This window comes from Pseudomonas syringae (assembly GCF_021605415.1).
Classification (GTDB): domain Bacteria; phylum Pseudomonadota; class Gammaproteobacteria; order Pseudomonadales; family Pseudomonadaceae; genus Aquipseudomonas; species Aquipseudomonas syringae_S.
The window spans coordinates 14,291-32,692 of sequence record NZ_WKEQ01000006.1; the positions used below are offsets into that span (position 1 = coordinate 14,291).

The window sequence follows — 18,402 nt, forward strand, 5'->3', positions numbered from 1 at the left end:
ATAGCGATCGGTCAGTCACATCGAGGTTGGATGTGCCGCCGTCATCGCGAGCAGGCTCGCTTCTACAAGGGATTCGCGTCAGGCGGCCTGACGCAGTTCAGGTTCTTCTTCGGCTTTTCGGCGCGAATCCGTTGGGCCATACACCAGCGCCGGCTCCGGAAACAGGCCCAGCAGCGTCATGTACAGCACTGACGCCAGGCCCAGTGTCACCAGCAGGCTGATGTCGATGCCGCCGGCCAGTTCGCCCAGCGGGCCGACAAACTGCCCCGGCAAATTGACGAAGCACAGACCGACCGCCGCGCTCGGGATCCACGCGCCCAGCCCGCGCCAGTTCCAGCCGTGGCTGAACCAGTAGCGCCCGCCCTGTTCGCCACGCGTGAACACTTGCAGGTCATCCGGGCAGTAGAAGCCGCGACGCACCAGCAGGCCAATGATCATGATCACCATCCACGGCGTGGTGCAGGTGATGATGAGCACGGCGAAGGTCGACACGCTCTGCACCAGGTTCGCCGCGAAGCGTCCGATGAAGATGAAGGCAATCGACAGCACGCCAATCAGCAATGTCGCCTTGACCCGCGACAGCACGCGCGGGAACACGCTGGACATGTCCAGTCCGGTGCCATACAGCGACGTAGTGCCAGTGGACATGCCGCCAATCACCGCAATCAGGCACACCGGCAGGAAGAACCAGCTCGGCGACACTGCCAGCAACCCCCCGACATAGTTGTTCGCCGCGATGTAGTCCGGCGCCTGGATCGCGACGATGGTCGCGGTGGTCAGGCCGAACAGGAACGGGATGAACGTGGCGATTTGCGAGAGGATCACAGCGCCCATGATGCGGCGCTTGGAGGTGTCACGCGGGATATAGCGCGACCAGTCGCCGAGGAACGCACCGAAGGAAATCGGGTTGCTCATCGCCACCAGCGCCGCGCCGATGAACGCTGCCCAGAAGCCCGGTTGACCGAGGCTGACGGTGCCGGCGTAGTGCGAATCGAACGGTCCGGCGAACGCAAAAGCACCCAGCAGAAACAACAGGCTGGCGCTCCACACCGCGATCTTGTTCACCCACAGCAAAAAGCGGAAGCCGTAGATGCACACGGTTAGCACCAGGATCGCGAACAGCCCGTAGGCCAGGCCCAGGGTCAGGTCGGTTTCCGGCAGACCGATCAGGCGTTTCGCTCCACCGATCAACGCATCGCCCGAACTCCACACCGAGAGCGAGAAGAAGGCGATGGCGGTCAACAACGACAGGAACGAACCGACGATCCGCCCGTGCACGCCGAAGTGCGCACCGGACGACACGGCATTGTTGGTGCCGTTGAGCGGGCCGAACAGGCCCATCGGCGCAAGGATCAGCGAGCCGAGCAACACGCCAGAGACAATTGCCCAGACGCCGGCCTGAAAAGACAGGCCGAACAGCACCGGGAAGCTGCCGAGCACGGCGGTGGCAAAGGTATTCGCGCCGCCGAAGATCATGCGGAACAAGTCCACAGGGCCGGCGGTGCGTTCGTTGTCCGGGATCTGTTCGACCCCATGGGTTTCAATCTGCGTAAGGCTTTGGTCGTTGTTGTTGTTATTCATGATCTGCTCCGATCATAAAGGCGCGCTCATCGTGCGTGAGCGTCACCTGTTTGGCTAAGGGGATGGCAGCCCTTCCGGCATTGCGGACAAATGTTCATGACAGGCCAGCCAAAGGCCTTGTTGTTCTAGGCTCGACGCGTGTTTCTTGAACACAATCGTCTCGCGCTCCTGGCTGAAGTGTTGCTCCCCTTGCATGCGCAGCTCGGTGGCCACGTCATGGATGAAAATCGCCACGTCACCCTGCAGGCTGACAAAGGCGTTGCTCGAAGTGCACGACAACACCTCGAAGCCATCCTCGGCGCGCCAACTGTCCCACAGCGCCTGATAGGCATCGCGCGACAGCAATGGCTGGTCGAGGGTGTAGAAGACGAAGCTTGCGTCGCTGCTGAATGCACCGAAGTAAGCTTCGCGATCGTTGCGGGCAAATGCCGACACCAGATCGGCGGCGGATTGCAAAACCTGATCACGTTCGTTCATGACCCACCCTCAGCGGTGCACAACGCCTGGCAGTACGCAGAGCATTTCGTACAGCAGATTGGCGGCCAGCAGCGAGGTGTTGCCGGTGGTGTCATAAGCGGGCGAGACTTCTACCAGATCGCAACCGATCAGGTCGAGGTCTTGGCAGCCGCGAATGATCTCAATCGCTTGAATGGTCGTCAGACCACCGATTTCCGGGGTGCCGGTACCAGGCGCCCAGGCGGGGTCGATGCCGTCGATGTCGAAACTCAGGTACACCGGGCCGCCGCCGACTTTCTCGCGCACTTCGGCCATCAGCGGGGCGAGGGATTTGTGCCAGCACTCTTCGGCCTGCACCACACGGAAACCCTGATTGCGGCTCCAGTTGAAGTCTTCAGCGGTATAACCCTGGGCGCGCAAACCGATTTGCACCACGCGGTCGCAGTCCAGAAGGCCTTCTTCAACGGCGCGACGGAAGGTGGTGCCGTGGGCGATTTTCTCGCCGAACATGTGATCGTTCACATCGGCATGAGCATCGATGTGCACGAGGCCTACCTTGCCGTGCTTTTTATGAATGGCGCGCAGGATCGGCAGGGTGATGGTGTGGTCGCCACCGAGGGTCATCGGGATGACGTTGTGCTCGAGGATGTTGTCGTAGGCTTCTTCGATGATGCGCACGGCGTCGAGCAGGTTGAACGTATTGATCGCCACGTCACCGATGTCGGCCACCGACAGCGAATCGAACGGCGCAGCACCGGTGGCCATGTTGTACGGGCGGATCATTACCGATTCGGCGCGGATATCGCGCGGCCCGAAACGGGTGCCGGGGCGCAGCGAAGTGCCGATGTCCAGCGGCACGCCAACGAAGGCAGCGTCGAGACCGGCAGCGGTAGGCACATGGGGAAGTCGGAGCATGGTGGCGATGCCGCCGAAGCGCGGCATTTCGTTGCCGCCCAGTGGTTGGTGAAGAATCTTGTCCACGGGTAGGGCCTCATCGTCTTTGTTTTATTTGTGTCGGCGCGCTGTTCAGCACAGGTTCGGACGCCGCTGTGGGGCCGATGATGCGAAATGTAGTGCGGCGGAAGAATCGCTACGGGCAAAAACTTAGTTCAGATTTTTCTAAACTAATGCCAGACTTCCCACCTGCTCGTTCCCATGCTCCGCGTGGGAATGCATCCACGGACGCTCCGCGTCCAGCTGTATTCGCAGGTGACGCAGAACGTCACGGGCTGCATTCCCACGCAGAGCGTGGGAACGATCCTTGGAGTAGACATGGCCAACGCTTTACCCGACCTGAAACTGTTGCGCATTTTCGTCAGCGTCGTGCGTCATCAGGGTTTTGCCAATGCGCAGCAGGAACTCAACCTGTCGACCTCGGCGATCAGCACTTACATGAGCCAGCTCGAAGCCGCGCTCGGTCTGGTGTTGTGCCATCGCGGGCGGGGCGGGTTCAGCCTGACCAGCAAGGGCGAGCTGTTCCATCAGGAAACCCTGCGCCTGCTCGGCGAGCTCGAAGGTTTCGAGCAATACGCCGCCGCGCTCAAGGGCGAATTGCGCGGCACGCTGAACCTCGGCGTGATCGACTCCACGGTCAGCGACAAGGCTTTGCCATTCGCCGAGGCCATCGGCGCCTACACCCAGGAACACCCGGCGGTGCATTTGCACTTGTCGGTGATGAGCCCGTACGAGTTGCAGCTTGGCGTTCAGGACAACCGCCTCGACTTGGCCATCGGCGCGTTTTCCACGCGCATGAGCGGACTGGTCTACATGCCGCTGTACCGCGAGCAGCACTGGCTGTATTGCAGCAGTCGGCATCCGTTGTTCACCGAGCGGCGGATTCCCGAGCAGGTCATCACCCAGCAACGCATGGTCGGACGCGGTTACTGGAGCCAGGCCGAACTCGCCCGCCATGGCTTCAAACACAGCGCGGCGACGGTGGAAAGTATGGAAGCGCAGCTGATTCTGGTGCTCTCCGGCGCCTACATCGGTTACCTGCCCGAGCATTACGCCCAGGCCTGGGCCGACAAGGGCGACTTGCGCGTGTTGCTGCCGGCCACGTTTGGCTATCAGGCGCCGTTCTCGATGATCGTGCGTCGGGGGCGCAGTCGCGAACCGCTGATCCAGACCTTCCGCGATCTGCTCAAAGCCCAGCTCAATCCGGCGGCATAAAGGAGCTAAAACATGTCCAGACCCCAATGCCCTCGCTGCCTGCGCCCGCAAAGCCATTGCCTGTGCTCACTGATCCCGAGCCTCGACAGCCGCACCCGGGTGTTGCTGCTGCAACATCCAAGCGAAGTGAACCATGCGCTGAACACGGCGCGCTTGGCGGCGCTCGGTTTGATGAATGCTGAGTTAATCGTCGGTGAAGTCTTCGAGGATCTGCCTGCGTTGCTGGACCGGCCCGGCTATCAGGCGCGCTTGTTGTTCCCTGCCGACGACGCGCAGCCGATGCAGGCGTACCGCGAGTCCGACGAGCCGCTGCTGCTCGTCGTTCCGGACGGCACCTGGCGCAAGGCGCGCAAGATGTTGCACCTCAATCCTCTGCTGGCGGCGTTGCCACGGGTGACCTTGGCCGAGGGCGGCGTGTCCCGATACCGGTTGCGCAAGGCACCGGGGCCGGGGGCGTTGTCGACGATCGAAGCGATCGTCCAGGCGCTGCAAGTGCTGGAAGCACCGACGTCATTCGAGCCTTTGCTCAAGCCGTTTGAAGCGCTGATCGAGGGGCAGATCGCGGCGATGGGGGAGGAGATTTTTCAGCGTAATCACAGCAAGTATTGATGGCGCGACTGCCGGCCCCATCGCTGGCAAGCCAGCTCCCACAGTGTTTGTGGTGTCCGAAAACCCTGTGGGAGCTGGCTTGCCAGCGATGGCGGTCTACCAGACACATCAGGAAAAAAGACTGACCCAGCCATAACGATCATTGAGGTCTAGCCTTCAGACGAACCCATTTTGAAAGGGGCAATGGATTGCCTGATCTTCCCGCGTCACATCGCCTGCGTGCTGGCCGCTTCGCCGAACCCCACCGAATCTACCTACTGACCACCATCACATTGGGGCGTGAGCCCATTTTTGCCGACTTCGGGTTGGGCAGATTGGTTGTCCACCAATTTCGCCGAGCACAAAATCTCGGGTTGGCTAACACGCTGGCCTGGGTCGTTATGCCTGATCATTTCCACTGGCTGGTCGAATTGGAAAGCTGCTCGCTCAGCAAGCTAATGCGCGAAACCAAGTCGCTGATTACTCGGGAAGTAAATGTTGCTGGTAACAGAAAGGGCGGATTGTGGCAGCAGGGTTTTCACGACAGGGCGTTGAGGCGAGAAGACGATTTGGTACGGATGGCGCGTTATGTGGTGGCGAACCCGTTGCGGGCTGGGCTGGTTAAAAAGCTCGGCGATTACCCACTATGGGACGCAGTTTGGCTTTAACAATCAGAACCGAGTCGGCCCCATCGCTGGCAAGCCAGCTCCCACAGATGCCATGTTGATTTCAAATCTAACGAACGACACGGATCCTTGTGGGAGCTGGCTTGCCAGCGATGAGGCCATTTGCAGCGCCACAAAATTAACGTTCGCGCATCGCCTCGGTTCGCGCCTTGAGCACCGGTTTCATCAGGTAATCCAGCACAGTTTTCTCCCCGGTAATGATGTCCACCGTCGCCACCATGCCTGGAATGATCAGCAGCGGTTTCGCATCCCCGCCCAAATGGTTTTTATCCGTGCGCACCTGAATCAGGTAGAAGCTGTTGCCCTTGTCGTCCGTGATGGTATCGGCGCCGATCAGTTCCAGTTTGGCGCTCAGTCCGCCATAGATCGTGTAGTCGTAGGCGCTGAACTTGACCATGGCTTTCTGGCCCGGATGCAGAAACGCTACATCTTGAGGTCGTACACGGGCTTCGATCAGCAGGTTGTCCTCCAGCGGCACGATTTCCACCATGTCGCTGCCCGGCTGCACCACGCCGCCGATGGTGTTGACCTTCAACACCTTGATGATCCCGTGCACCGGCGACGTCACCGTGGTGCGACTGACGCGGTCATCGATGGCGATGCTCGATGCGGTGATTTTCGACAGGTCGGTGCGTTTTTCATTGAGCTCTTTTGCGGCTTCCGAGCGGAAGGTTTGCTCAGACTCGTCGATCTTGCTGCGGATCTCGGCAATGGCCGATTCCGCCCGGGGAATCGCCAGTGTTGTGGCGTTCAGCGAACCGCGAATCTCCACGGCGCTACGCTTGAGTCGCAAGATTTCCACCGGCGAAACGGCGCCAGCCTTCACCAGCGGTTCCGACATGTTCATCTCTTGATTGACCAGCGCCAGGCTCGAACTGTATTGCCCTTGCTTGGAGCGAAACTCCGCCAGTTCCTGAGTTTTTTGCCGCAGCTGTTCACTGAGCGTGCGCTTCTCGCTCGACAGCCGCCGCTGCCGTTGCTCGTACAGCGAGCGCTCGTCTTCGGCGACTTGCGGTGACTTGGCAATCACCTCTGCGGAAAGGTTGAACGGCCGACCGTCGGCCTCGGCGGACAAGCGTTCAACCTGCGCGGTCAACGCGTACCGATCTGCCTCGCTCTCACCCTTGTTCGAACGAAACCGCGTGTCATCCAGGCGCAGCAAGGTGTCGCCCTTGTTCACCATTTGCCCTTCGCGCACGAAAATCTCGGTGACGATCCCGCCTTCAAGGTTCTGGATCACCTGCACCTTGCTCGACGGAATCGCCTTGCCTTCGCCCATGGTCACTTCTTCGAGCACGGCGAATTTGGCCCAGACCACTGCGCTGACCAGCAGCGCCGCCGCCAGCCATACGGTGATGCGCGACCAGCGTGGCGAATCCTGCAACGAAGCACCGGCGGTTTCCGGCATGAATTCGGCTTCCGCACTTTTGCTGAAACTGTCGAAATAGCCACGGGATTTGCTTTCGGATGAAGAGCCTGATGACGAGCCGGACACAGCAGACATGGGCAACTCCTAGACCGCCGCCGAGCCGACCCGGCCCTTGCGCAGTGCTTCAATGACCGCTTCTTTGGGACCGTCGGCGACGATCCGGCCGTTGTCCAGCACCAGCAACCGATCCACCAGACTGAGCATGGAAGTGCGGTGGGTGACCAGCAGCAGGGTTTTGCCTTGCATCAAGCCGTGGAGCTTCTGGCGCAGGAGGTCTTCGCTGCTGTTGTCCATCGCGCTGGTGGGTTCGTCGAGCAGCATGATCGGCGGATCGAGCAACAGCGCCCGGGCCAGCAACACGGCTTGACGCTGGCCGCCCGAGAGCAATTGCCCGCGCTCGCCTACCGGCCGGTCAAAGCCTTGCGGATGCTGGCGCGCCAGTTCGGTGACACCGGTCAGTTCAGCGACCTCAAGCATGCGTGAATCACTGATGTAGCGGGCGCCGAGGGTGAGGTTGTCGCGCAGGCTGCCGGCCAGTAGCGGCAAGTCGTGGGCGACGTAACCGATCTGCTGGCGCAGGTCGGCGACATCCAGTTGCCGCAGATCCAGACCGTCAAGCAGCAACTGGCCTTCTTCCGGTTCATAGAATCCCATCACCAGTCGCGCCAGAGTGCTTTTGCCCGAACCGCTGCGACCGATGATGCCGACCCGTTCGCCGGGTTTCAGGCTGAAACCGACATTGTTCAGCGCCGGTGCATTCTGGCCGTTGTAGTGGAAGATCACGCCGTTGACGTCGAGCGCGCCTTGCAGTTGCGTGCGCTCCAGCGGCCGTTGCCTGGCATCGCGTTCCTGGGGCAACGCCATCAGCGCATCGGTGCTTTTCATGGTCAGCTGCGCTTGTTGGTAACGGGTGATGAGCCCGGCGATCTGCCCCAGCGGCGCGAGCACGCGGCTGCCGAGCATGTAGGTCGCCACCAGCGCGCCGACGCTGAGATTGCCGGCGATGATGCTGTAGACCCCGGCGACAATTGTGGCCATCCCGCAAAACTGCTGGATGAACAGCGTGCCATTGGTGGCCAGCGCCGACAGATTGCGCGCGTGGCTGTCGAGACGGGTGAGGGCGCCATGGGTGCTTTCCCATTTGTGCTGGCGCTCGCTTTCGGCGCTGCACGCCTTGAGGGTTTCCAGGCCACCGAGGGTTTCGATCAGCACGGCCTGACGCTCGGCGCCGAGGCTCAGGCTTTTTTGCACGGTGTCGCGCAGGCGCACTTGAATGATCATCGCGAAGAGAATCGTGATCGGAAACGCCAACAGCGGAATCACCACCAGCCAGCCGCCAAGCAGGCCGATCACCACCAGCATCAGCACGGCGAAGGGCAGGTCGATCAGGCTGGTCAGGGTGACCGCGGTGAGAAACTCGCGCAGGCCCTGGAAGTCGTGAATGCTCTGGGCGAAACCGCCGATGGTGGCTGGGCGCGCCTTCATCGACATGCCGGTGATGCGTTCGAACAGCGTCGCGGAAAGGATCACATCGGTTTTCTTTCCGGCGGTGTCCAGCAAGTGCGCGCGCACCACCCGCAGCACCAGTTCGAAACCGGTGCCGATCAGCAGACCGATGGACAGCACCCACAGGGTCGACGTGGCCTGGTTGGGCACCACGCGGTCATAGGTCTGCATGACGAACAGCGGCACCATCAAGCCCAGAAGGTTAATCAGGAAGCTGGCGAGGATTGCGTCGCTGTACAGCCATTTCGACAGCTTCAACGTGTCGCGAAACCACGCTTCAACGCGCGGTACCAACGGTGAGCGCAGGTCTTCGAGTTCATGCCGTGGCCGGGCGAATAGCGCCTGGCCGCTGTAGTGTTCGGCGAGTTCTTCGCGGCTGACCCATTGTTCCCCACCGTCGGCTTCGCTCGGCAGAATCAATGCTTTGCCGTCATCACCGAAACGGCGCAGCACGGCGGTGCGGCCATCACCCAGCAGCAGCAACACCGGCAGGTTCAGCGGGGAAATGTCCTTGAGGGAGCGCCGCAACAACCGCGCCTGCAATCCGGCGCGAGCGGCGGCGCGGGGCAGCAAGTCGAGGCTCAGCCGTTGTTTGTTTAGCGGCAGCCCGGCACTCAGGCTGGCCCGACTGACCGTCGCGCCATGCAGTTTGCAGAGGATCAACAGACCGTCGAGTAACGGGTCATCGAAGCTCAGGCGCGGATCGACCCCGTGGTTGCCCTGTTCCATGCTGGTCACATTGATCGCCCTCATTGCAAGACAGCAAATGGAATACAACACACATCCGTGTAGGAGCTGTCGCAGGCTGCAATCTTTTGATTTTGAAGATCAAAAGATCGCAGCTCGTTGCGCGCGTCAGCTCCTGCAGGGGGTTTATTTCAACTGGGGCAGGCGGGCTTCGTTTTTGACTTCCGCCGAGGCGATCGCATCGGCCGGCAGTACCACCCGTTGTTTGCTCAGCAACTGGCCCATGTTTGCCAGCACGCGGTACATCGAATATTCCTCGGTGTAGCGGATTTCGGTGTAGCGACGGTTGGCGTTGTACAGCTCGTTTTCACTGTCGAGTACGTCGAGCAGGGTACGTTGACCGAGGCCGAACTGATCCTGATAGGCGGCGCGCACGCGTTTGCTGGTTTCGGCGTATTCACGGGCAGTCGGGGTTTGCTTCTTGGCATTGACCATCGCGTTCCACGCCAGGTGAATGTTTTCGTTGAGCTGGCGCAGGGCGTTGTTGCGGATGTCCATCGCCTGATTGATCTGATGCGCATCGGATGCCAGACGCGCCTTGTCGCTGCCGCCACGGAACAGGTTGTAGTTCATCACAACGCCCACGCGCCATTCGTTGTCGTGGCCTTCATCGCCCTGCACGTTATTGTTCGCGCCCACCGCAGCTTCGGCGTCGAAGCGTGGGTAGAACGGCGACTTGGCGACTTCGTACTGGCTCTCGGCCGATTGCACGTCAGCCTGGGCGGATTTCAGGTACGGGTTGTTTTCGACCATGCTCTGCTGGGCTTCGGGCAGGGTGGCGGGCAGTTCGCCACGGGTCGACGCCGGCGCTTCCAGTTCATCGGGCAGGCGTCCGACCACGTTGAAGAAGTTTGATTCGGCGTCGGCCAGATCGACTTCGGCGGTGTCGAGGTTGTTCTGCGCCAGGGCTTTACGTGCGCTGGACTGATCGGAGTCAGCGGTGCTGCCCACGCCACGTTCGGTGCGCAGGCCGATCTGATCGTTGACGCGCAAGTGCGCCTGCAGATTGTTCTGCGCCAGTGTCACCAATTCACGGCGCTTGAGCACTTCGAGGTAAACCTCAATGGTGCGCAGGGCCAGATCCTGGGCGGTGCCTTGCGCGTAATAGGCGCGCGAGTTGGACACGCCCTTGGTGCGCTCGACTTCGTTCGACGTGTTGAAACCATCGAAGAGCATTTGCCGCAGACGCAATTCCGACTGGGTGTAAGTGAGGATTTCGGTGTTGTGGTTACCGAAGGCTCGGGTGTTGGTGTTGTCGCTGTAGCCGCGACCGTAAGCGGCGTTCAGATCGACGGATGGATAAAAACCGCCCTTGGCGACTTTGATCTGCTCATCAGCCGACAGGCGGGCGTCCACGCGCGAAGCAAGTTCGGGGTGGGTGGCGATCGTGCTTTGGATCGCATCGGTCAAATTCATTGCCTGGGCTTGGGATGTGCAGGCCATGGCCAACAAAACCGCGCTGCAGAGGGGGTTTAAAACGCGCATGGGTGCATCTCCCTGAGTACGTGTGGTGCTTAACTGTCGCCAGTTATTTGACGGTTTTTAAGGTGAAAGCGTTTCACTCTTGTAACAGCAGAGCTAAGAACATCCTAGAGCGTAGCTAAGAAAAATTTTTCATAACGCTTATTCCAAAAAAAACTTATGCGCTTTTTTGATTCCAGCACATTGTTCAGCGTGAAAGCCTTGGTTTTATGCGCTTTAGGGAGCGCAAAAAGGCTTGAGGAAAGTTCCACTCACTTTGCGACATACCGCGAAGTACTGCTAAAGGGGAGGGACGCGTAGCGGAAAAGAGCGACATTTTTTTGTCACTCGGGTGGTTCACCGCCGTTACGTAGCGCTAGTGGGCAAAAGCGCTGATCAGGGATTCAATGTTGTTGATTGCATTGAGTTTTTGGTCAGCAGGCCTGCGAAACGAACTGTCGAGGGTGCGAGCGTCACCCCCGGCAACCCGCTTGAGCCATGGGCTACTTCGTGAACCAGCGCCGACGGTGGTCGGCAGCGGAGGATTTCACATGGCAACGCTCATCGGCACCGTCACCCAAGTCATTGGTCAGGTATTCGCCGTCTCCAGTGATGGCATCAAGCGTCAGGTCTTTGAAAAAGATCGGCTGTTTGCCGGCGATCAATTGATCACCGGGCCCGAGGGCGCGGTGGCGGTGCAGCTGCAAAATGGCCAGGAGCTCACCCTCGGCCGTGACAGCAGCCTGACCATGACCGGCCAGTTGCTGGCCCATCAGGCCGCCCATGTCGACACCCCCGAGGCGCTCACGCCTAGCGACGCGCAACTGACCGACGTCGAACAAATCCAGAAAGCCATTGCCGCCGGTGATGACCCGAGCAAAACCGCTGAAGCCACGGCGGCCGGCCCCGACAATCCCGGGGGCGCGCCGGGCACGTTGGGCGGCGGCCATAGCTTTGTGATGCTGAGCGAAGTCGCCGGCAGCGTTGATCCGACCGTGGGTTTCCCCACCGCCGGGTTCAATGGCATTCCTGAATTTCCCGAATACCGTTTCGACGCCACCGACAATAACGGCGATGACGCGGCCGGCGACAATGGCGACGGCACCTTACCGCCCGTGGTCGTTGCGCCGCCGCCACCGCCAGCCGGCGATGACAATCCCGTCACCCTCGGTGGCCTCGACGTCAGCGGTGGCGAACTGGATCTCAACGAAGCCAATCTTTCCGATGGCAGCGCCGCCAATCCTGGCGCGCTGATCCAGACCGGCACGTTTACCATCAACGCGCCGGACGGCCTGACCAGCCTCAACATCGGCGGCATCAGCGTGATCAGCGGCGGCGTGGCGACCGGTTTTCCCCAGTCGATCACCACGCAACTGGGCAACACACTCACCGTCACCGGTTACAACCCGGCCACGGGCGTGATCAGTTACAGCTACACCCTCAACGGCAGCGAAGCCCACGCGGCCGGCGATGGTGCCAACAGCGTCAGCGAGCAATTCACAGTGGTCGCAAGTGACAGCGACGGCGACACCGCCACCGGCACGCTCGACGTCAACATTACCGACGATGTGCCCAAAGCCATCGACGACAGCAACGCCAACACCGCCTCGGAAACCCTGCTGACTCTCACCGGCAGCGTGTTGCCAAATGACGTGCAAGGCGCCGACCGCATTCCCGTCGGCCCGAACAGCGGCCCAGTGATCGGCGGCACGTTCACCGGCACATACGGCACGTTGGTACTGAACGCCAACGGCACCTACACCTACACGCTGAACCCCGACGACACCGATTTCAAAAACCTGCACGGCGGCGGCAACGGCACCGAGACCTTCACCTACACCCTGACCGACGCCGACGGCGATACCAGCACCGCGAACCTGGTGCTGAACATTCACAACAACGATGACCCGGTGACCCTCGACGGCCTGAACGTCGAGAGCGGCGAGCTGACGGTCTACGAGAAAAATCTTGTCGACGGCAGCGCCCCGGATTCAACCTCACTGACTCAGAACGGCACGTTCACTGTGACCGCGCTGGACGGTGTTACCACCCTGACCGTCGGCGGCATCAGCGTGGTCACCAACGGCGTGGCGGCAGGCTTTCCACAGTCGATCACCACGCCACTGGGCAGCACGCTGACCATCACCGGTTTCAATCCGGCCACAGGCGTCGTCAGCTACAGCTACACCCTGGTCGACAACGAAGCCCACGCCAATGCCGATGGCACTAACATGCTGAGCGAGCAGTTCGCGGTGACGGTGGTCGATGACAACGGCACCACCGCCAATGCGTCGCTGGACGTGACCATCGTCGACGACGTGCCCACAGCCGTGGACGACAGCAACGCCGGCACCACTTCGGAATCGCTGCTCACGCTCAACGGCAATGTTCTGGACAATGACGTTCAAGGCGCCGACCGCCTGCCGTCGTCCAGCGCGACCACCGGCCCGGTCACGCCCGCTACCTTCATCGGCACCTACGGCACGTTGGTGCTCAACGCCAACGGCACCTATACGTACACGCTGGACACCAACGACACCGATTTCAAAAACCTCCACGGCGGCGGCAACGGCACTGAAACATTCACCTACACCCTCACCGATGCCGACGGCGACACCAGCACCGCGAACTTGGTGCTGAACGTTCACAACAACAATGATCCAGTGACCCTCGCGGGGCTGGACGTCGAGGGCGGCGAACTCACCGTCCACGAGAAAAACCTCAGCTTCGGCACCAGCCCCGACACCCCGGCGCTGACCCAGACCGGCAGCTTCACCGTGACGGCGCTAGACGGTTTGCAAACCCTCACCATCGGCGGCATCGCCCTGGTCACTAACGGCGTCGCCCTCGGGGTTGCGCAATCGATCGTCACGCCGCTGGGCAGCACGTTGACCATCACCGGATACAACCCGAGCACCGGTGTCGTCAGCTACAGCTACACCCTCGCCGACAACGAGAGCCACCCCAACGGCAACGGTGAAAACAGCATCACCGAAAACTTCACAGTGGTGGCGACGGACACCGACGGCAGCACCGCCACTGGTCAGATCAACGTCAATATCGTCGACGACTTGCCACTCGCCAAGCCCGACCACGACTCGGTGCGGGAGGGCGGCACGGTCAGCGGCAACGTCCTCGACAACGACATCGGTGGTGCTGACGGCCCGGCCGCATCCGGTGCGGTGGTCGGCGTGCGCGCCGGTTCCAACACCACCACCTCGGCCATCGGCGGCCTCAACACCCAAATCAACGGTGACTATGGTTACCTGACACTCGACGCCAACGGCAACGCGGTCTATCACAGCAATCCCAACGTGGTGAACGGCCCCGGCGCGGTGGATGTGTTCACCTACACCGTGCGCGATGCCGACGGTGACGAAAGCACCACGACCATCACCATCGACGTCTACAACAGCTGCCTGAAAGCGGTGAGCGACAGCGACGTCACGGTGTACGAAAAAGCGCTGGATCTGACCAAGGATGGCAACGATCTCGCCGCCGGTTCCGTCAATGGCAGCGAGCCGGGCAATACCGGCGAAACCGCGTCCGGCACGCTGGTCGGCTCGGTCACTGGCGCGGTCGGTGCGATCACTTACGCGCTGGTTGGCAGCGCCACCGGCAGCTATGGCCAGATCGTGCTCAACCCCAACGGCACGTACACCTACACCCTGACGTCACCCGCCAGCACCACGCCCCACGCGGACGACGGCGCCAACACGCTTCAAGAAACCTTCACCTATCAAGCGACAGATTCCCTCGGCAACATCGTCACCAGCACGCTCGTCGTCAACATCGTCGATGATGTGCCTAAAGCGTTGGATGACAGCAACAGCCGCACGGCGTCGGAATCGCGGCTGACCCTGACCGGCGATGTGCTGGACAACGACGTGCAAGGCGCCGACCTGGTAGCGCCCGGCCCGAACAGCGGTCCGATCACTCCCGGAACATTTACCGGCGTTTACGGGACATTGGTGCTCAACGCCAACGGCACGTACACCTACACACTGAACAGCAACGACGCCGATTTCAAAAACCTCCATGGCGGCGGCAACGGCACCGAAACCTTCACCTACACCCTGACCGATGCGGACGGTGATACCAGCACCGCAAACCTGGTGCTGAATATCCACAACAACGACGACCCGGTGTGCATCACCGGCCTCAATGCGAAGGGCGGCGAACTCACCGTCTACGAGAAAAACCTCAGCGACGGCACTAGCCCGAACGACACTGCGCTGACCCAAAATGGCAGCTTCACCGTGACGGCCCTCGACGGTCTGCAAACCCTGACCGTTGGCGGTATCGCGCTGGTCACCAACGGCGTGGCCCTCGGCGTTCCGCAATCCATCGTCACGCCGCTGGGCAGCACGCTGACCATCACTGGTTACAACCCGGCCACCGGCGTCGTCACTTACAGCTATACCCTCGTCGACAATGAAACCCATCCGAACGGCAACGGCACCCATAGCATCACTGAGAACTTCAACGTGGTGGCGACCGACACGGATGGCAGCACCGCCAGCGGCCAGATCAACGTCAACATCGTCGACGACTTGCCAACCGCAAACCCTGATCACGACTCGGTGCAAGAGGGCGGCACCGTCAGCGGCAACGTGCTCGACAATGACATCGGTGGCGCCGACGGCCCGGCCGCGACCGGTGCGGTGATCGGCGTGCGCGCCGGCTCCGGCAACCTGTCGACCCCGGCCGTGGGCGGCCTCGATACGCAAATCAACGGCAACTACGGTTACCTGACGCTCGACGCCAACGGCAACGCGACCTACCACAGCAACCCGAACTCGGTCGGAGAACCTGGCGCCACCGACACCTTCACCTATAGCGTGCGCGATGGTGACGGCGACATCAGCACCACGACCATCACCATCGACGTCTGCAACAGCAACATCAAAGCCGCCGTCGACTGCGACGTGACGGTCTACGAAAAAGCCCTCGACCTGAGCAAGGATGGCCAGGATCTGGCCGCCGGCACGGTCACCGGCAGCGACCCGACCCACACCGGCGAAACCGCGTCCGGCACCCTGGTCGGTTCGGTCACCGGCGCGAGCGGCGCGATCACGTACACCCTGGTCGGCAGCGCCACCGGCACATACGGGCAGATCCTGCTCAACGCCGACGGCACTTACACCTACACGCTGACCTCGGCGCCGAAAACGGCACCTGCTGCCAACGACGGGCCGAACAACCTGAGCGACAGTTTTACCTACAAAGCCACCGACGCACTGGGCAACAGCACCACCAGCACCCTCGCAATCAAGATTGTCGATGACGTGCCCAAAGCCGTGGCGTCGGATCGCTCAGTGGCGGCGGTCGAAATCGATTCCAACGTGCTCATCGTCCTCGATATCTCCGGCAGCATGGCCGATGCCTCCGGTGTGCCGGGCCTGTCGCGGCTGGCGCTGGCGAAGCAGGCGATCGGTGCGTTGCTCGACAAATACGATGATCTGGGCGATGTGAAAGTGCAGCTCGTCACCTTCAGCAGCAACGCCGCCGACCGCACCAGCGTGTGGGTCGACGTCGCCACAGCCAAGTCGATCCTCATCGGCCTCAGCGCCGGCGGCGGCACCAACTACGACGCCGCTGTAGCAACGATGCAAAGCGCCTTCAACACCTCGGGCAAACTCACTGGGGCGCAGAACGTCGGCTACTTTTTCTCCGACGGCAAACCCAACGAAGGTGACATCGGCACCAACGACGAGGCGGCGCTGAAAAACTTCCTCGACGCCAACAACATCAAGAACTACGCGATTGGCCTGGGCAACGGCGTGAGCAACGCCAACCTCGATCCGCTGGCCTACGACGGCATCAATCACACCAACACCAACGCGGTGGTGGTCACCGATCTCAACCAGCTCAACTCGGTGTTGTCCGGCACCGTCATGGGGGCGCCGGTCACCGGTTCGCTGCTGGGCGAGGGCGGATCGTTCGGTGCCGATGGCGGTTTCATCAAGTCCATCGTGATCGACGGCACCACGTACACCTACGATCCCAAAGCCCTCGGTGGCCAGGGTTCGCTGACCCCGAGCGGAGGCGTCAATCACGGCACCTTCAACACCGTCGGCAACACGTTGAGCATCGCCACCAACAATGGCGGCACCTTGCTGATCAGCCTCGACACGGGTGAATACACCTACACCTCGCAGAAAACCACGGCGGTGGTCATCACCGAAAATATCGGTTTCACCGTCAGCGACAACGACGGCGACCTCGCCAGCTCGACGCTGACCGTGAAGGTGATCCCCAATGCACCACCCGTGGCGACGGACGACCACATCATCACCAACGTGCTGTCGGGCAACATCGTGGTGCCGGGCGAATTGCTCCTGGCCAACGACACCGACCCGAACGGTGACCCTCTCAGCGCCTCGCCGACCTCGTTCAATACCGGCTGGATTTCCAAGGCTGCCGATTTCACCGGCACCGGCGCGATCGGCTTCACCGGCACCAACATCAACAACGCCGCCAATCAGAACCTCGCCAATGTGCGTAGCTCGTTCAGCGCCAACGCCGCGACCATGACCGCCGTGCTGGTGGTCAGCGGCTACCTCGGCGGCGTAACCCACACCAACGCTAACGATGAAGACCGCATCACGGTGAAGCTGCGTGAAGGTGAAACGCTGAACCTGGATCACAACCTGGCGGCGGGTCACATCAGCATGGAGTATTCGATCAACGGCGGTGCCTGGATTGCCCTCGCGGATGGCCAGACCCTGACGGCCACCGCCGATGGCACCTACCAGATCCACCTCACCAACATCACCAACACCAGCGGCAACAACGCCAATGCGGCGGAAAACTACCAACTGACCATGACCCTCAACTACGCCGGGGCCCACGACCTCACCCCGGACTATCACGGCACCTACGCCGCCAATGACAGCCATGGCGGCAGCGATTCGGCCAACGTGACCATCCGCTATCAGGACGGTCATACCCTCACCGGCACCGCTGGTGATGACGTGCTGGTGGCCGGTGCGGGCGACAACATTCTCAACGCCGGTGACGGCAACGACGTGCTCACCGGCGGCGCCGGCAATAACGAACTGCACGGCGGCTCGGGCAACGATTTGCTCTATAGCGGCGCGGGCAACGACCTGCTCGACGGCGGCACCGGCATCGACACGGCGAGTTACGCCCATGCCACGGCCGGCGTCACCGTCAGCCTCGCTACCCTCGGAGCGCAGAACACTCTGGGCGCCGGCACCGATACCCTCACCGGTATCGAAAATCTGGTTGGCTCGAACTTCAACGACAGCCTCACCGGCAACGATCAGAACAACGTGCTCAACGGCGGTCTCGGCAACGACTTCCTCAACGGCGGCGGTGGCGACGATCTGCTGATCGGCGGTATGGGCAACAACACTCTCACCGGCGGGGCAGGGGCCGACACCTTCCAGTGGCTCAAGGGCAACAGCGGCCACGACCTCGTCACCGACTTCACCCCGGGCACCGACAAACTCGACCTCTCGCAACTGCTGCAAGGCGAAAACGGCACCGCAGCGTCCCTCGATGACTACCTGCACTTCAGCGTCACCGGCACGGGCGCATCGGTAATGACCAGCATCAACGTCAGCGCCATGGCCGGCGCCACGCCGAACCAGACCATCGACCTGGCCGGCGTCAACCTCGCCAGCCACTACGGCGTCACGCCGGGCTCGAACGGTCTGATCGCCAGCGGCCACGACACCGCGACCATCATCAACGGCATGCTCAACGATCACTCGCTGAAGGTGGACACCGTTTGATCCAACGCTGAAACAA

General features: G+C 61.4%; 10 protein-coding genes. 4 read left to right on the forward strand and 6 right to left on the reverse strand.

What is annotated here, in order from left to right; all coding sequences use genetic code 11:
* Positions 1-78: 78 nt before the first annotated feature.
* The 3 genes from GIW69_RS05740 to speB are packed head-to-tail and all read right to left on the reverse strand — an operon-like array spanning position 79 to position 3,018.
* Complete coding sequence (locus tag GIW69_RS05740; RefSeq protein ID WP_236481172.1) at positions 79-1,581, reverse strand: purine-cytosine permease family protein; 1,503 nt, start codon at positions 1,579-1,581, stop codon at positions 79-81.
* 54 nt (positions 1,582-1,635) lie between these two features.
* Positions 1,636-2,058: a nuclear transport factor 2 family protein gene (locus tag GIW69_RS05745; protein ID WP_236481173.1), complete on the reverse strand. Its 423-nt coding sequence runs from the start codon at positions 2,056-2,058 to the stop codon at positions 1,636-1,638.
* Positions 2,059-2,067: 9 nt separating this feature from the next.
* A complete protein-coding gene (gene speB / locus GIW69_RS05750) occupies positions 2,068-3,018 on the reverse strand; it encodes an agmatinase (protein ID WP_236481174.1) in 951 nt (316 codons plus the stop codon).
* A gap of 291 nt (positions 3,019-3,309) precedes the next feature.
* Between speB and GIW69_RS05755 the strand changes: the two genes are divergently transcribed.
* From GIW69_RS05755 to GIW69_RS05765, 3 genes are all read left to right on the forward strand, one after another.
* Entirely contained in the window at positions 3,310-4,206 is an 897-nt protein-coding gene (locus tag GIW69_RS05755) for a LysR family transcriptional regulator (protein WP_201201626.1), read from the forward strand.
* Between the two features lie 12 nt (positions 4,207-4,218).
* Entirely contained in the window at positions 4,219-4,815 is a 597-nt protein-coding gene (locus GIW69_RS05760; RefSeq protein ID WP_236481175.1) for a DTW domain-containing protein, read from the forward strand.
* A gap of 188 nt (positions 4,816-5,003) precedes the next feature.
* The gene (locus GIW69_RS05765) at positions 5,004-5,462 is read left to right on the forward strand and encodes an REP-associated tyrosine transposase (RefSeq protein WP_236481176.1); all 459 of its coding nucleotides are present in this window, start codon (positions 5,004-5,006) and stop codon (positions 5,460-5,462) included.
* Positions 5,463-5,598: 136 nt separating this feature from the next.
* Here the strand turns inward: GIW69_RS05765 and GIW69_RS05770 are convergent, their stop codons facing one another.
* The 3 genes from GIW69_RS05770 to GIW69_RS05780 form a co-directional block, all read right to left on the reverse strand.
* Positions 5,599-6,984 (reverse strand): HlyD family type I secretion periplasmic adaptor subunit, encoded by a 1,386-nt coding sequence (locus GIW69_RS05770; protein WP_236481177.1) that lies wholly within the window; start codon positions 6,982-6,984, stop codon positions 5,599-5,601.
* A 9-nt stretch (positions 6,985-6,993) separates the two neighbouring features.
* Positions 6,994-9,153: a type I secretion system permease/ATPase gene (locus GIW69_RS05775; RefSeq protein ID WP_236481178.1), complete on the reverse strand. Its 2,160-nt coding sequence runs from the start codon at positions 9,151-9,153 to the stop codon at positions 6,994-6,996.
* A 135-nt stretch (positions 9,154-9,288) separates the two neighbouring features.
* Complete coding sequence (locus GIW69_RS05780; protein ID WP_236481179.1) at positions 9,289-10,647, reverse strand: TolC family outer membrane protein; 1,359 nt, start codon at positions 10,645-10,647, stop codon at positions 9,289-9,291.
* Positions 10,648-11,174: 527 nt separating this feature from the next.
* Here GIW69_RS05780 and GIW69_RS05785 point away from each other — a divergent pair.
* Positions 11,175-18,386 (forward strand): retention module-containing protein, encoded by a 7,212-nt coding sequence (locus GIW69_RS05785; RefSeq protein ID WP_236481180.1) that lies wholly within the window; start codon positions 11,175-11,177, stop codon positions 18,384-18,386.
* Positions 18,387-18,402 lie beyond the last annotated feature (16 nt).

Bases quoted from the DNA above. Each gene is read 5' to 3' on its own strand.
- GIW69_RS05740 (WP_236481172.1), bottom strand. From the start codon at position 1,581: ATGAATAACAACAACAACGACCAAAGCCTTACGCAGATTGAAACCCAT.
- GIW69_RS05755 (WP_201201626.1), top strand. From the start codon at position 3,310: ATGGCCAACGCTTTACCCGACCTGAAACTGTTGCGCATTTTCGTCAGC.
- GIW69_RS05785 (WP_236481180.1), top strand. From the start codon at position 11,175: ATGGCAACGCTCATCGGCACCGTCACCCAAGTCATTGGTCAGGTATTC.
- GIW69_RS05770 (WP_236481177.1), bottom strand. From the start codon at position 6,984: ATGTCTGCTGTGTCCGGCTCGTCATCAGGCTCTTCATCCGAAAGCAAA.
- GIW69_RS05780 (WP_236481179.1), bottom strand. From the start codon at position 10,647: ATGCGCGTTTTAAACCCCCTCTGCAGCGCGGTTTTGTTGGCCATGGCC.
- GIW69_RS05745 (WP_236481173.1), bottom strand. From the start codon at position 2,058: ATGAACGAACGTGATCAGGTTTTGCAATCCGCCGCCGATCTGGTGTCG.
- GIW69_RS05760 (WP_236481175.1), top strand. From the start codon at position 4,219: ATGTCCAGACCCCAATGCCCTCGCTGCCTGCGCCCGCAAAGCCATTGC.